General features: G+C 69.1%; 11 protein-coding genes. 6 read left to right on the top strand and 5 right to left on the bottom strand.

The annotated features are described in order from the left end of the window. Window positions 1-3 precede the first annotated feature (3 nt). Genes eboE through OG349_RS05610 form a run of 3 tightly spaced genes read left to right on the top strand, consistent with a single transcriptional unit; the run spans window position 4 to window position 3,678 of the window. Window positions 4-1,173 (top strand): metabolite traffic protein EboE, encoded by a 1,170-nt coding sequence (gene eboE, locus OG349_RS05620; protein WP_161308040.1) that lies wholly within the window; start codon window positions 4-6, stop codon window positions 1,171-1,173. Beyond that, a complete protein-coding gene (locus tag OG349_RS05615; RefSeq protein ID WP_327233527.1) occupies window positions 1,170-2,591 on the top strand; it encodes an alkaline phosphatase family protein in 1,422 nt (473 codons plus the stop codon). Before eboE ends, OG349_RS05615 begins: the two co-directional genes overlap by 4 nt. Window positions 2,592-2,625: 34 nt before the next feature. Further along, window positions 2,626-3,678 (top strand): sugar phosphate isomerase/epimerase family protein, encoded by a 1,053-nt coding sequence (locus OG349_RS05610; protein WP_327233526.1) that lies wholly within the window; start codon window positions 2,626-2,628, stop codon window positions 3,676-3,678. 95 nt (window positions 3,679-3,773) lie between these two features. Here the strand turns inward: OG349_RS05610 and OG349_RS05605 are convergent, their stop codons facing one another. The 5 genes from OG349_RS05605 to OG349_RS05585 form a co-directional block, all read right to left on the bottom strand. Beyond that, window positions 3,774-5,186: an OFA family MFS transporter gene (locus tag OG349_RS05605; protein WP_327233525.1), complete on the bottom strand. Its 1,413-nt coding sequence runs from the start codon at window positions 5,184-5,186 to the stop codon at window positions 3,774-3,776. A 1-nt stretch (window position 5,187) separates the two neighbouring features. Beyond that, the gene (locus tag OG349_RS05600; RefSeq protein WP_327233524.1) at window positions 5,188-6,573 is read right to left on the bottom strand and encodes an OFA family MFS transporter; all 1,386 of its coding nucleotides are present in this window, start codon (window positions 6,571-6,573) and stop codon (window positions 5,188-5,190) included. 121 nt (window positions 6,574-6,694) lie between these two features. After that, entirely contained in the window at window positions 6,695-8,833 is a 2,139-nt protein-coding gene (locus OG349_RS05595) for an acetate--CoA ligase family protein (protein ID WP_327233523.1), read from the bottom strand. 2 nt (window positions 8,834-8,835) lie between these two features. Further along, window positions 8,836-10,092 carry a formyl-CoA transferase gene (frc, locus tag OG349_RS05590; RefSeq protein WP_327233522.1) on the bottom strand — a complete coding sequence of 419 codons (1,257 nt, stop codon included), beginning with the start codon at window positions 10,090-10,092 and terminating at the stop codon, window positions 8,836-8,838. After that, window positions 10,089-10,373 (bottom strand): hypothetical protein, encoded by a 285-nt coding sequence (locus OG349_RS05585; RefSeq protein WP_327233521.1) that lies wholly within the window; start codon window positions 10,371-10,373, stop codon window positions 10,089-10,091. The genes frc and OG349_RS05585 overlap by 4 nt, the downstream gene beginning before the upstream one ends. Window positions 10,374-10,521: 148 nt before the next feature. Between OG349_RS05585 and sucC the strand changes: the two genes are divergently transcribed. From sucC to OG349_RS05570, 3 genes are all read left to right on the top strand, one after another. Beyond that, window positions 10,522-11,655, top strand: a complete 1,134-nt coding sequence (sucC, locus tag OG349_RS05580) for an ADP-forming succinate--CoA ligase subunit beta (RefSeq protein WP_327233520.1) — start codon at window positions 10,522-10,524, stop codon at window positions 11,653-11,655. A gap of 11 nt (window positions 11,656-11,666) precedes the next feature. After that, a complete protein-coding gene (gene sucD, locus OG349_RS05575; protein ID WP_327233519.1) occupies window positions 11,667-12,602 on the top strand; it encodes a succinate--CoA ligase subunit alpha in 936 nt (311 codons plus the stop codon). Between the two features lie 307 nt (window positions 12,603-12,909). Next, a complete protein-coding gene (locus OG349_RS05570) occupies window positions 12,910-14,469 on the top strand; it encodes an aldehyde dehydrogenase family protein (RefSeq protein ID WP_327233518.1) in 1,560 nt (519 codons plus the stop codon). The last annotated feature ends 174 nt before the right edge of the window (window positions 14,470-14,643 follow it).

Here is a 14,643-nt window from a genome sequence, read left to right as displayed (position 1 = left end):
GCCATGCGCTTCCGCCACCCCGACGGCTCCACCGTCCACCTCTCCTACTGCACCAACGTCCACCCCGCCGAACACCTCGACGGCGTCCTCGCCCAACTGCGCGACCACTGCGAGCCCGTACGGAAACTGCTCGGCCGGGACCGCCTCGGCATCGGCCTCTGGCTCGCCAAGGACGCCGCCCGCGCCCTTATCACCGACCCCGCCCAGCTGCGGGGCCTGCGCGCCGAACTGGACCGGCGCGGCCTGGAGGTCGTGACCCTCAACGGCTTCCCGTACGAGGGCTTCGGCGCCGAAGAGGTCAAGTACCGGGTCTACAAACCGGACTGGGCCGACCCCGAACGGCTCGCCCACACCAGCGACCTGGCCAGGCTGCTCGCCGCCCTGCTGCCCGACGACGTGACGGAAGGCTCCGTCTCCACCCTCCCGCTCGCCTGGCGCACCACCTTCGACGAGGCCGCGGCCCGTACCGCGCACACCGCGCTGACCACCCTCGCGGAACGCCTCGACGGCCTGGAGGAGCTGACCGGGAAATCCATCAGGATCGCCCTGGAGCCGGAACCGGGCTGCACCGTCGAGACCACCGCCGACGCGATCCGCCCGCTCACCGAGATCGCCAGCCACCGCATCGGCATCTGCGTCGACACCTGCCACCTCGCCACGTCCTTCGAGGACCCGGCCACCGCGCTGGACGCGCTGGAGGCGGCCCACATCCCCATCCCCAAGGCCCAGCTCTCCGCCGCCCTGCACGCCGAACACCCCCACCTGCCCGAGGTGCGCGAAGCCCTCGGCGCGTTCGCCGAGCCCCGCTTCCTCCACCAGACCCGTACCCGCACCGCCGCCGGACTGCGCGGCACCGACGACCTCGCCGAGGCACTCGCGGGGGACACCCTGCCCGACGGAGCACCCTGGCGCTCCCACTTCCACGTCCCCCTGCACGCTCCGCCGGCCCCGCCCCTCACCTCCACCCTGCACGTCCTCCAGGACACCCTCACCCGGCTCGTCGGCGGCGCGGAGCCGCGGACCCGCCACCTGGAGGTCGAGACCTACACGTGGCAGGCGCTCCCGCCGGAGCTGCGCCCCCGCTCGCGCGGCCGGCTCGCCGTCGGAATCGCGGCCGAACTCACCCTGGCCCGCGACCTGCTGGTCGACCTCGGCCTCAAGGAGCTGCCATGACCGAAAGCGTGACACCCACCGCCACCCCCGGCCGCGCCGCCGACGGGCCCACCCCGCTGCTCGTCCTGGACGTCGTCGGCCTCACCCCCCAACTCCTCCGCCACATGCCGTACTTGACAAAGCTCGCCGCGGCCGGCGCGCAGGCCCCGCTCACCACCGTGCTGCCCGCCGTCACCTGTAGCGCGCAGTCCACCTTCCTCACCGGCACCCTCCCCTCCGAGCACGGCATCGTCGCCAACGGCTGGTACTTCCGCGAACTGGGCGACGTCCTGCTCTGGCGCCAGCACAACGGCCTCGTCGCCGGTGACAAGCTGTGGGACGCGGCCCGCCGCGTCCACCCCGGCTACGCCGTCGCCAACATCTGCTGGTGGTACGCGATGGGCGCGGACACCGACTTCACCGTCACCCCCCGGCCCGTCTACTACGCCGACGGCCGCAAGGAACCCGACTGCTACACCCGGCCGCCGGCGCTCCACGACGAACTCACCGAAGAACTCGGCACGTTCCCCCTCTTCCACTTCTGGGGCCCCGGCGCCGACCTGGTCTCCTCCCAGTGGATCATCGACGCCACCCGGCACATCATCCGCACCCGCAAGCCCGACCTCGCCCTCTGCTACGTCCCGCACCTGGACTACGACCTCCAGCGGTTCGGCCCCGACGACCCCCGCTCGCACCGGGCGGCCGCCGAACTCGACGCCGCCTTGGCCCCGTTGCTCGCCGACGCCGCCGCCGAGGGCCGCACGGTCGTCGCCCTGTCCGAGTACGGCATCACCAAGGTCTCCCGGCCGGTCGACATCAACCGCGCGCTGCGCCGGGCCGGGCTGCTGGAGGTCCACACCCAGGACGGCATGGAGTACCTCGACCCCATGACCTCCCGGGCCTTCGCCGTCTCCGACCACCAGATCGCGCACATCTACGTGCGCCGCCCCGAGGATCTCGACGCCACCCGCGAGGCCCTCCGGGACCTCGCCGGCATCGACGAGATCCTGGACGACCAGGGAAAGAAGAACCACGGCCTGGACCACCCGCGCTCCGGCGAACTCGTCGCGATCGCCGAACCGGACGCGTGGTTCACGTACTACTACTGGCTGGACGACGACCGGGCGCCCGACTTCGCGCAGCTCGTGGAGATCCACCGCAAGCCGGGCTACGACCCCGTCGAGCTGTTCATGGACCCGCTCGACCCGTACGTACGGCTCAAGGCGGCCAAGGCCATCGCCCGCAAGAAGCTGGGCATGCGCTACCGCCTCGCGGTCGTCCCCCTGGACCCCTCGCCCATCCGCGGCAGCCACGGGCGGCTCCCGGACAGCGACGACGAGGGCCCGCTCGTCCTGTGCTCCACCCCCCGATCCCTCGGCGACCGCGTGGCGGCCACCGAGGTGAAGTCCCTGCTCCTCCACCTTGCCGGACTGAACTGACCGCACAGCACGGAGAATCAGAAGGAGTTCCGCAATGAGCCGCAAGAACTCGGCCGACGCCGACCTCGCCCGCACGCTCAGCAGACGCAACATGCTGGGTGTCGCGGCCGGCGCCACCGCCGCCGCCGTCCTGGGCGCCGCCGCCACCCCCGCGGCGGCCCACGGCAAGGAACACGGCCACGGGCATGACCACGGTCACGGCAAGGGCACGCCCGTCCTGCCGCCCGGCCGCCTCGGCATCCAGCTCTACTCCCTGCGCGACAAGGTCTCCTCGCTCGGCTTCGCGAAGGTCTTCGACGAGCTGGAGCGGTTCGGCTACGACGAGATCGAGTACGCGGGCTACACCCAGGGCACCGGCGCCATCACCCTGCCCGAACTCAAGAAGCTCGCCAGGGACCACGGCCTCAAGGGCATCGGCAGCCACGTCAACTACTACGACAACAACAATCCCAACGCCTACAGCTTCGCCCAGAACCTCACCCAGGTCCTGGACGACGCCCAGGCCCTGGGCCTTGATCACATCGGCACGGCGTCGGGGCCGTTCCGCTACGGCTCCACCGTCGACGCCTGGAAGCGCGCCGCCGAGGACTTCAACACCTACGGCGCCGCGGCGCGCCGGCGCGGGCTGAAGTTTTACCAGCACAACCACGCCGAGGAGTTCTCCTTCGCCACCGACCAGCCCGACGTCCGGCTGTACGACGTCCTGCTGGCCGAGACCGACCCCGACCTGGTGTTCCTGGAGATGGACATCTACTGGGCGTTCGCCGGACAGTTCCGCTTCAGCAAGACGGTCACCGGGAAGCCGCGCCCCTTCGACCCGCTGCGGTACGTCCTCAAGCAGCCCGACCGCTACCCGCTCTTCCACGTGAAGGACGGCATCGAGGACATCGCGGCCCGCGACGGCTACCGGATGGTGGACGTCGGCGACGGCGACATCGACTACAAGCGGTTCATCTCGGCGGTGAACAAGACCCGCGGCGGGCGCCGGGACCACCACTGGCAGGTCGAGCACGACCAGCCGGTGGACTCGATCGCCTTCGCCCGCAAGTCGGCGGACCACCTGCACGCGCTGCGCGAAAGGCGCTGACACCGGCGGGACATCCCCGTACACCCGCCTGAAAAACCGCGGAGGGCGGTGCCACGCACGGCACCGCCCTCCGACGTTGGTGTGTATCGCGACGCCTATCCGCTGACAGGCACCGCGTCGTTCACTGTCTGCTTGCCCTTCGGGTAGCCCGGGTTGTGCAGGAAGGTCGCCAGACCCGCCGCGACCAGGGACAGTCCTCCGGCCAGGATGTAGGCACCGTCGTAGCCCCACGAGGCCACGGCCATCGAGCCGAGTCCACCTCCGAAGAGACCACTGATGACCTTGCCGCTGTAGGCGATCCCGTAGTTGGTGGCGTTGTAGTTCTCCCCGAAGTAGTCCGGCGTCAGAGCCGCGAACATCGGGTAGAACGCACCGCCGCCGAATCCGGAGATGAAGGCGAACACCAGGAAGAAGAACTCGTTCTTGGTGTCACCCGCCCACAGCACACCGAACTGGGAGAGCCCGAGCACGAGGATCACGAAGATCAGCGCGTTCTTGCGGCCCCAGATGTCGGAGAGCCAGCCGACCACTCCGCGCCCGATGCCGTTGACGACGGACAGCACACCGGCCGACGAGGCGGCGACGAGCGGTCCGAAGCCCACTTCCTTGGCGAACGGCACCTGGAAGGAGATACCGAAGATGGAGACTCCGGCGGTGATCACCAGCAGCACCCAGATGAGCGGGAGCATGCCGGTCCTGAGGGCTTCCACCGGCCGGTACTGCTTCGTGGCCGGCGGGTTCTTGAGCAGACTCTGAGCGGTCTTGCTGCCCGCGGCGATCTTCAGCGGATCGATCTCGGCCGGCCACCAGTTCTGCGGCGGGTCCTTGAAGAACCAGGCGCAGGCGGCCACCACGATCAGGACGTAGATCCCGATCAGGTCGAGCACCGTGTGAAAGTTGCTCGTGTCGAAGGCGAAGTTGAAGATGAAGATGAACGGGACCGCGCCGTAGGCGAATCCGCCGTTGACGAAGCCCGTCTTCCCGCCGCGTCGTTCCGGATACCACTTGCCCACCATGTTGATGCAGGTGGAGTACACGAGGCCGGAGCCGACACCTCCGAGCACACCGAATCCCAGGATGGCGCCGAGGACGCTGTCGAAGTGGGAGATGGACAGGAAGCCCAGCAGCGCGAGCCCGGAGCCGATGAACATGGCCTGGCGCGCCTTGAGGATTCCCTTCTCCCTCATCCACCCGGTCGGGAAGGAGACTCCGGCCTGGAAGAACGTCCAGACACTGAGAATCCAGAAGGTGTTGCTCTGACTCCATCCGTGGGCCGACGAGAGAGTGTCCTCCGCCGAGCCGTAGGCGTACTCAAAGACGCTGATGGCCATCATCGCCGCCCATGGCAGGTACACCATGAACTTGCGGGAGTGACCGAGAATCTCGCGGTCCGTCTCACCGATGCGGTAGACGCGGCCCTTGGCGTCAGTGACGTTGCGGTATCCCGGACCGCCCGCGCCGGCCTTGGTGGCCGACGCGGACGTTCCAGAGAGTGGTTCCTCTGTCATTTCAGGCTATCTCCCGGCCAATGGGGGGTGTCTTGTCGAGTGGTGCGGTGTCCGACCGTCCCGGCGCCTTGAGGAAGGTGGCGAGTACGGCCGAGGCCAGGCCAATGCTTCCGGCGATGATGAAGGCGCCCTCGTAGTCCCAGGCGGCCACCACCACTGCTCCCATGCCCGAGCCGACGAGGCCCGAGATGAGCTTGGAGCTGTAGACCATGCCGTAGTTGGAAGCGTTGTTGTTCTCCCCGAAGTAGTCCGCCGTCATCGCCGCGAAGAGCGGGAAGATCGCGCCGCCTCCGAAGCCGGAGACCATCGAGCAGAACAGGAAGAAGGGCATGCTGCCCATGGTTCCGGAGACCAGCACGCCGAACTGGGCGCTGCCGAGAACCAGACACACGATGATCAGGGTGTTACGGCGTCCGTACTTGTCGGAGATCCAGCCGATCACACCGCGACCCGTGCCGTTGACTATCGCCTTGAGCGACATCGCGGTGGCCACGATCCCGCCCGCGAACCCCATGTCCTTCCCGAAGGGCACCTGGAACGCGATTCCGAAGATGTTGATCCCAGCGGTGCAGAGCAGGCAGAACCACATCATCCACAGCACAGGAACGCGTGCGGCTTCACGCGGTGTGTACTGCTTGACGGCCGGCGGGTTCTTCTCCATGGCGCGGCGGACCCGGGGGTCCTCCGACGTCTTGAGCGGGTCCGCGCCCTTCGGCCACCAGAACTTGGGCGGGTCCTTGAAGAACCAGCCGGCGATGGCGACGACGGAGCAGCAGATCAGACCGACGATGACGAGGACCGTCTTGTAGTTCGTCAGGTCCATGTACGAGGTGAAGAGGAAGACGAACGGCACGGAGCCGTACGCGAAACCGCCGTTGACGAGGCCGGTCTTGCCGCCCTTCCGCTCCGGGTACCACTTGCCGACCATGTTCACGCAGGTCGCGTACACAAGACCGGCACCGATACCGCTGAACATCCCGAAGCCGATGTACGCCACGATCACGTGCGGCGCGTAGGCCAGGGAGAGGTAGCCCAGCAGGGTACCGAGGGCGCCGAGCATCATCGCGTACCTGGCGGGCAGCTTGCCGCTCTCACGGAGCTGTCCGGCCGGGAAGGCCACGGCCGCCTGGAAGAAGATCCAGACACCCATGAGCCAGAAGATGTGCCCGCTGTTCCAGAGGTGTGCCTCGTGGAGGGTGTCCTCCGCCGAGGTGAACGCGTACTCCGACGAACTGATGCCGAGCATGCCCATCCAGGGGAAGAGCACCATCGTCCATCGTGGACGGCCCATGATGTCGCGGTCGGTCTCACCGATCCGGTACACCCGGCCGTTGTGATCCGTCACCTCCTTGAAGGGTACGGCTGTTGTGATCTGAGTGGTTGTCATGTGTCTTGCTTCCCCTTGCGTCGAAAGAGCTGGCCAGCGCCCCCTGTCCAAAAACTTTCGTTGCTCGCTCGGGCTGATCAGGTCATGAATCGGCCTCCCCACGTTTCCGGTCGCCGGCGCATCAGAGCAGTCCCGCCGCTCGCGCCCACTTGTATTTCGCCCCGAGTGCCTCGACCGGCTTCTCGGTGGTATAGGGGTAGGCGACAACGCCGTGCTCGAAGAGGTACCGACTCGCCTCTTCGACTTCGACATCGCCTGCCAGAGAAGCCACGACGGGCTTCTCGACGCCCTTCGCCCGGAACTCCGCGACCACGCGCGCGGTGAGTTCGGCGAAGACCATCGGTGGAGTGACGATCGTGTGCCAGTAGCCGAGGACCAGCGCGTGGATCCGCGGGTCCTCCAGGCCGAGCCGGATCGTCGACTCGTACGTGGACGGCGGCTCGCCCCCGGTGATGTCCACCGGGTTGCCCGCCGAGCCGAAGGGCGGGATGAACGCGCGGAACGCGGCGTCCAGGTCCTCCGGGATCGTCATGAGCGACAGACCGTTGTCCTCCACGGCGTCGGAGAGCAGCACACCGGAGCCGCCCGCGCCCGTGATGATGACGACGTTGTCGCCCCGGGGAGTGGGGAGCACCGGCAGCGCCCGCGCGAACTCCAGCATCTCGTTCAGGCCGCGCGCCCGGATGACACCGGCCTGCTTCAGGATGTCGTCGTAGACCGCGTCGTCACCGGCGAGAGCGCCGGTGTGCGAGCCGGCCGCGGCCGCGCCCGACGCCGTACGCCCCGCCTTGAGGACCACGACCGGCTTCCTCGGCACGGTCGCGCGGGCCGCCTCGACGAAGGCCCGCCCGTCCTTGAGGTCCTCCAGGTGCATCGCGACGCAGTCGGTGCGGTGGTCCTCGCCGAACCAGGTCAGCAGGTCGTCCTCGTCGAGGTCCGCCTTGTTGCCCAGGCCGACGATGGCCGACACACCGGTCCCGGTGCTCCTGGCGAAGCCGAGGATCGCCATGCCGATGCCGCCGGACTGCGAGGTCAGTGCCACGCCGCCCTTGACGTCGTACGGAGTGCAGAACGTGGCGCACAGGTCCTGCCAGGTGGAGTAGTAGCCGTAGATGTTCGGGCCGAGGACCCGCACCCCGTACCGCTCTCCTAGGGACACGACTTCGGCCTGGAGGCCGTGCTCACCGGACTCGGCGAAGCCGGACGGGATCAGCACCGCGTTCGGTATCCCCGTGCGGCCGACTTCTTCCAGCGCGGCGGCGACGGATTTCGCGGGGATCGCGAAGATCGCCACATCCGGCTCACCCGGAACATCCATGACGCTCTTGTACGCCTTGTGGCCGAGAATGTCATCGGTCCTGGGATTCACCGGATGGATCTCGCCGGGGAATCCGCCGTCGACGAGATTCCGCATGACCGAGTTGCCGATCTTGCCGGATTCGCCGGACGCCCCGATCACCACCACGGAGGACGGCCGCATGAGACGCCGCATCGAGGTGAGGATCGCCTCGCGGCCGTACGTCCTGCGGGGGACGGGGACCTCTCCGTCGAGGAGGACGCGTACGTCGGCCGCCACCACGCCGTTCGCCGAGGCGAAGACGGGGTTGAGGTCGATCTCCCGGATCTCCGGGAAGTCGGCCGCGAGCCGTGACACCTTCACCACGAGCCCCGCGAGGGCCTCCCGGTCGACGCCGGCGGCGCCGCGTACCCCGCGCAGGATCTCCGCGGCGCGGATGCCGTCGAGCATCGACAGCGCCTCGTCGTGGGTGACCGGCGCCAGCCGGAAGGTGACGTCCTTGAGGACCTCCACCAGCACCCCGCCGAGACCGAAGGCGACGATCTTGCCGAAGGCCGGGTCGGTGACGGTGCCGATGAGCACCTCGGTGCCGGCCGGCACCATCTGCTGCACCTGCACCCCGAGGATCCGGGCCGCCGGGTCGTACGCCCTGGCGTTGGAGACGATCGAGGTGAACGCCTCCCGTACCCCGGCCGCCGATGTCACCCCGATCCGCACCCCCCCTGCGTCCGTCTTGTGCGGGATCTCGGGGGAGACGATCTTCATGGCGACGGGGAAACCGAGCCGGTCGGCGATCCTGACCGCGTCCGAGGCGTCCTCGGCGAGTGCCTCGCCGGGGGTGGGGATGCCATAGGCGTCCGTGAGGGCTTTGCCCTCCGGTGCGGTCAGTGCCGTACGTCCCTCGGCGAGGGCGGCGTCCAGGAGGGCACGTACGACCCCCTGGTTCGGTTCTGTCGTACCCATCGCTATATGACCCCGTTCGACTTGAGCAGGCGCAGTTCCTCGGCGTCCAGGCCCAGCTCGCCGGCGTACACCTCTTCGTTGTGCTCGCCGAGCAGCGGGGAGGTGACCATGTCGACGGGGGAGTCCGACAGCTTCAGCGGGCTCCCGACCGTGGTGAACGAGCCGCGCTCGGGGTGCGGGACCTCGACGACCATGTCGTTGGCCGCCAGGGAGGCGTCCTCGATGATCTCCTTGGTGGAGAGGATCGGGCCGCACGGGATGTTGTGGGCGTTGAGCTTCTCCAGCACCTCCCACTTGGGGATGGTGGAGGTCCACTCCTCGATGAGCTGGAACATCTTGCTCAGCTTGGGCAGCCGGGACTCGGGGGTCGCCCACTCGGGGTCGTCCGCCAGCTCGGGCCTGCCGATCATCGCGGTGAGGGGCTTCCAGCCGACCGGCTGCACGATGACGTACACCCAGTCGTTCGGACCGCCGGGCGCGGTCCTGACGGCCCAGCCGGGCTGTCCGCCACCGCTCGCGTTGCCGCTGCGGGGGACGTCGTCGGCGAAGTCCTCGTTCGGGTATTCGGCCAGCGGGCCGCTCGCGAGCCGCTGCTGGTCGCGGAGCTTCACCCGGCACAGGTTGAGCACGGCGTGCTGCATCGCGACGTTGACCCGCTGGCCGCGGCCGGTGGCCTCACGCTGGTAGAGCGCGGCCAGGATGCCGGCGACAGCGTGGATGCCGGTGCCCGAGTCGCCGATCTGCGCCCCGGTCGCCAGCGGCGGGCCGTCCTCGAACCCGGTGGTCGACATGGAGCCGCCCATGGCCTGGGCGACCACTTCGTACGCCTTGAAGTTGGTGTACGGGCCTTCGCCGAAGCCCTTGATGGAGGCGTAGATGATCCGCGGGTTGATCTCCTGGATCTTCTCCCAGGTGAAGCCCATGCGGTCGATCGCGCCGGGGCCGAAGTTCTCGACCATGATGTCGGAGCGGCGGATGAGTTCCGTAAGGATCTCCTTGCCGCGCGGTGTCTTGGTGTTGAGGGTGACGCTGCGCTTGTTGCAGTTGAGCATGGTGAAGTACAGCGAGTCGACGTCCGGGATGTCGCGCAGCTGCTTGCGGGTGATGTCGCCCGTGGGCGCCTCCACCTTCACCACGTCCGCGCCGAGCCAGCCGAGCAGCTGGGTGGCGGAGGGGCCGGACTGGACGTGGGTCATGTCCAGAACTCGGATGCCTGACAGGGCTTTCGTTCCTGGCGGTGTCTCAAGAGCCTGGGTCATCGGGGGGCTCCTCTGCTTGCCATCGTCTGGGTCGTGGTCCGGGGGGTGTTCGCCCTCGCCCCGGTCACGGGCGATTCGTAGAGCCGTACGGGAGGAGCGGTGTCCGGCGCGCACTCGTAGCACTGCCGGAATGCCGTCGACACGGTGGCGGCGCGGGCCGCGTCCTGCCTGGTCGCGGCGGAACGGCTGCCGGGTCCCGCGAAGACCACCGTGCCGGTGGGCAGCGGGGCCTCGGTCGGCAAAGGACCACCGGAGTTGCGTGCCTGGCGTGTGTCGGCCACGGGCAGTCCAGTCCCTTCATAGGGGGGAGCCACTGCGCTCCCGGTACATTGCATACAGTCTACGAATACTGTATGAAGCTTGTTATCTCGCATTCGGTGGGTCATGTCCAGAGGGCGAACAGCACTTTCGCCAAAAATGGGAGCCGACATGGATCTGTATGAGCACGAGGCAAGAGAGTTGTTCGCGGACCACGGGATCGCCGTGCCGGAGGCCGAGGTGGTCGCGGCGGCGAAGGAGGCGGGCCCCGCCGCCGAACGCCTCGGGGGCCGCGTCGTCGTCAAGGCGCAAGTGAAGACCGGGGGCCGGGGCAAGGCGGGCGGCGTGAAGTTCGCGGCGGACCCCGCGGCGGCGCAGTTGACCGCCCGTCAGATCCTCGGCATGGACATCAAGGGCCATACGGTTCGCAAGGTCATGCTGGCCCGGCCGGTCGACATCGAGGCCGAGTACTACGTGTCGTTCGTCCTCGACCGGGCGGCCGGAGCCTTCCTCGCGATCGCCTCGGCGGAGGGCGGGATGGAGATCGAAGAGATCGCCGCGACCCGCCCCGAGGCGGTCGCCCGGATCCATGTCGACCCCGCCGAAGGGGTCACGCCGGCCAAGGCCGCAGAGATCGCGGAGGCCGCCCGGCTGCCCGCCGAGACCGCCCCGGTGATCCAGGCTCTTTACCAGGTTTTGGTGCGCGAGGACGCTGTTCTGGTCGAAGTAAACCCATTGGTACGTACATCAGATGGGCTGATTATCGCCCTCGACGGCAAGATCACTCTTGACGACAACGCGCGCTTCAGGCAGGTGCGGTGGGGCGACACCGAGAGCGACCCGGGCGACGACCCGCTGGAGGTGGCCGCCGCCGCCAAGGGCCTCAACTACGTCAAGCTCGACGGCGGGGTCGGTGTCATCGGCAACGGGGCGGGCCTGGTCATGTCCACCCTGGACGTGGTCGCGGGCTGCGGCGCCGAGCCCGCGAACTTCCTCGACATCGGGGGAGGGGCGTCCGCCCAGGTGATGGCGGACGGCCTGTCCGTCATCCTCTCCGACCCGGACGTGAAATCCGTGTTCGTCAACGTCTTCGGCGGCATCACCGCGTGCGACGCCGTCGCCGAGGGCATCGTCCAGGCCCTGGAGTCCGTACAGCTGACCAAGCCGCTCGTCGTCCGGCTCGACGGGAACAGCGCCGCGAAGGGGCGCGAGATCCTGGAGGACCGCGCGCATCCGCTCGTACAGCAGGTCACCACCATGGACGGGGCGGCCCGACAGGCCGCCGTACTGGCGAACGCCGGATAAGGAGAGACACCATGGCGATCTTCCTGACCAAGGAGAGCAAGGTCCTCGTCCAGGGCATGACCGGCGGTGAGGGCATGAAGCACACCCGCCGCATGCTCGCCGCCGGTACCGGCATCGTCGGGGGCGTCAACCCGCGCAAGGCCGGCCGGACGGTCGACTTCGAGGTCCCGCGGGATGGCGAAGGCGTGGGCGGTACGGGCCTGGGCAGCGCCCCCTTCTCCGTCCCCGTCTTCGGATCCGTCCGCGAGGGCATCGAGGCCACGGGCGCGAACGTCACCGTCGTCTTCGTCCCGCCGCCCTTCGCCAAGACCGCCGTCGTCGAGGCGGTCGACGCCGGCATCGAGCTGGCGGTGGTCATCACCGAAGGCATCCCCGTGCACGACGCGGTCGCCTTCCACGCGTACGCCAAGCGGCACGGCACCCGGGTCATCGGCCCCAACTGCCCCGGCCTGATCAGCCCCGGGCAGTCCAACGCCGGCATCATCCCCGCGGACATCGCGGCCAAGCCCGGCCGCATCGGGCTCGTCTCCAAGTCCGGCACCCTGACCTACCAGTTGATGTACGAACTGCGCGAGATCGGCTTCTCCTCGGCCGTCGGCATCGGCGGCGACCCCGTCGTCGGCACCACCCACATCGACTGTCTCGCCGCCTTCGAGGCCGATCCCGACACCGAGATCATCGTGCTCATCGGTGAGATCGGCGGCGACGCCGAGGAACGGGCGGCGGCGTACATCGCCGACCACGTCACCAAGCCGGTCATCGGCTACATCGCCGGCTTCACCGCGCCCGAAGGCAAGACCATGGGTCACGCCGGGGCGATCGTCTCCGGTTCCGCGGGCACCGCGGAAGCGAAGAAGAAGGCGCTGGAAGCGGTGGGGGTACGGGTCGGCTCGACCCCGTCGGAGACGGCGAGGCTGGTCCTGGACCGGCTGGCCGTGCTCCACTGACGGAACGTGTGCGCGCCGTCACCGGCGTACCACCGCACACCACCAACGCACCACAGGAGCATCACCGCGCCACCGCGCCATCACCGCACCACAGGACCATCACCGCACCACCGCGCCATCACCGCACCACCCCAGGCCCGGCGGCCCACCACATCCCACCGGTCCGGTACCACCGCCCGACACCGTCGGGCCACCCGATGACCCCGCGGTACCCATACCCGTACACGTCACTCGTGCCCGTACCCGTATACCCGCGGCATTCGTGCCGAGCCATGCACATCCCGCCTCCCTCGAGCGGAGACTCACAATGGCACCTACCCCTACCCCTACCTCCAACCTCCAACTCAAGCCCGGAACGGCCTGGTCGGACGCGTGGCGGCGCAGTCTCGCCGTCGCCCCCGAGGCCTTCCGCGACGACCGCGTGCTCAACCTGTGGGCGTCGGCCTGGCAGACCGAAGGACGGGCCCTGCCCGCCACCAGTCCCGTCGACGGCAGCCCCATCGCGGGCCCGCCGCGCCTGGACGCCGCCACCGCCCAGCAGGCCGTGCGGGCCTCGCTGGACGAACACCGCGCCTGGCGGCACGTGCCGCTGCCGGAGCGCAAGGCGCGCGTCACCGCCACACTCGACGCGCTCACCGAACACCGTGAACTGCTCGCCCTTCTCCTGGTGTGGGAGATAGGCAAGCCCTGGCGGCTCGCCCAGGCCGACGTCGACCGTGCGATCGACGGAGTGCGCTGGTACGTCGAGAACGTCGACCGGATGCTGGAGGGCAGGACCCCGCTGTCGGGCCCCGTCTCCAACATCGCGAGCTGGAACTACCCGATGTCGGTCCTCGTGCACGCCATGCTCACGCAGGCGCTGGCCGGCAACGCGGTGATCGCCAAGGCGCCGACCGACGGCGGGGTCGCCTGCCTGACCCTGGCCAGTGCGCTGGCCGTACGGGAGGGCATCCCCGTCACCCTGGTCAGCGGCGGCGGCCGCGACCTCTCCGAGGCGCTCGTCCGCTCGCCGGAGATCGGTTGTGTCTCCTTCGTCGGGGGCCGGGACACCGGCGCCGACATCGCGACGCACGTCGCCGACCTGGGCAAGCGGCACGTCCTCGAACAGGAGGGTCTCAACACCTGGGGCGTCTGGAACTACAGCGACTGGGACGCGCTCGGCGCCGTCATCCCCAAGCTGTTCGACTACGGGAAGCAGCGCTGCACGGCCTACCCCCGGTTTGTCGTCCAGCGCTCGCAGTTCGCGGACTTCCTCGGGGCGTACCTCCCCGCCGTCCGCTCGATCAAGGTGGGCCACCCGCTGGCCGTCGAGCACCCGGACGACCCGCTGCCCGAGCTGGACTTCGGCCCGCTCATCAACGCGGCCAAGGCCAAGGAGCTGGGCGACCTGGTCTCCGTGGCGATCGACCGCGGGGCCGTCCCGCTGCACCAGGGCTCCCTCGACGGAGGGCGCTTCCTGCCCGGCCAGGACACCAGCGCGTACCTCGCGCCCGTCACCCTGCTGGGGCCGCCCCCGTCGTCCCCGCTGCACCACGCGGAACCGTTCGGCCCGGTCGACACCATCGTCCTGGTCGACACGGAGGCGGAGCTGCTGGCCGCGATGAACGCCTCGAACGGCGCGCTCGTCGCCACGCTCTCCACCGACGACCCGGCGACGTACGCCCGGCTCTCCCCGCAGATCCGCGCCTTCAAGGTCGGCCACGGGAAGCCCCGCTCACGCGGCGACCGGGACGAACTGTTCGGCGGCTTCGGCCACTCCTGGCGCGGAGCGTTCGTCGGCGGAGAACTGCTGGTCAAGTCGGTCACGAACGGCCCCGAGGGCGAACGCTCACCGGGCAACTTCCCCGACTATCACCTGATGCCCTGACCCCTCCCCGCCCATGATCCCCTGCCGTACGGGCCGGAAACAGACGCCCGCCCGGCAGGCCCCGGCGCCGGGTGCTCCACGGCCACCCCGAGGAGCACCCGGCGCCGCTCCCACACGCCCGCGCGCCGTCTCACGAGCCGACGCGCCCTTTTACGATCCCCCGCGCCGTCTCCC

This window comes from Streptomyces sp. NBC_01317, from assembly GCF_035961655.1.
Lineage (GTDB): Bacteria > Actinomycetota > Actinomycetes > Streptomycetales > Streptomycetaceae > Streptomyces.
This window is presented reverse-complemented; position numbering and strand designations above follow the sequence as displayed.

Coding starts and splice junctions, on each gene's coding strand:
- sucC (WP_327233520.1), top strand. CDS start 10,522: ATGGATCTGTATGAGCACGAGGCAAGAGAGTTGTTCGCGGACCACGGG.
- OG349_RS05600 (WP_327233524.1), bottom strand. CDS start 6,573: ATGACAACCACTCAGATCACAACAGCCGTACCCTTCAAGGAGGTGACG.
- frc (WP_327233522.1), bottom strand. CDS start 10,092: ATGACCCAGGCTCTTGAGACACCGCCAGGAACGAAAGCCCTGTCAGGC.
- OG349_RS05605 (WP_327233525.1), bottom strand. CDS start 5,186: ATGACAGAGGAACCACTCTCTGGAACGTCCGCGTCGGCCACCAAGGCC.
- OG349_RS05610 (WP_327233526.1), top strand. CDS start 2,626: ATGAGCCGCAAGAACTCGGCCGACGCCGACCTCGCCCGCACGCTCAGC.
- eboE (WP_161308040.1), top strand. CDS start 4: ATGCGCTTCCGCCACCCCGACGGCTCCACCGTCCACCTCTCCTACTGC.
- OG349_RS05595 (WP_327233523.1), bottom strand. CDS start 8,833: ATGGGTACGACAGAACCGAACCAGGGGGTCGTACGTGCCCTCCTGGAC.
- OG349_RS05615 (WP_327233527.1), top strand. CDS start 1,170: ATGACCGAAAGCGTGACACCCACCGCCACCCCCGGCCGCGCCGCCGAC.
- OG349_RS05570 (WP_327233518.1), top strand. CDS start 12,910: ATGGCACCTACCCCTACCCCTACCTCCAACCTCCAACTCAAGCCCGGA.
- sucD (WP_327233519.1), top strand. CDS start 11,667: ATGGCGATCTTCCTGACCAAGGAGAGCAAGGTCCTCGTCCAGGGCATG.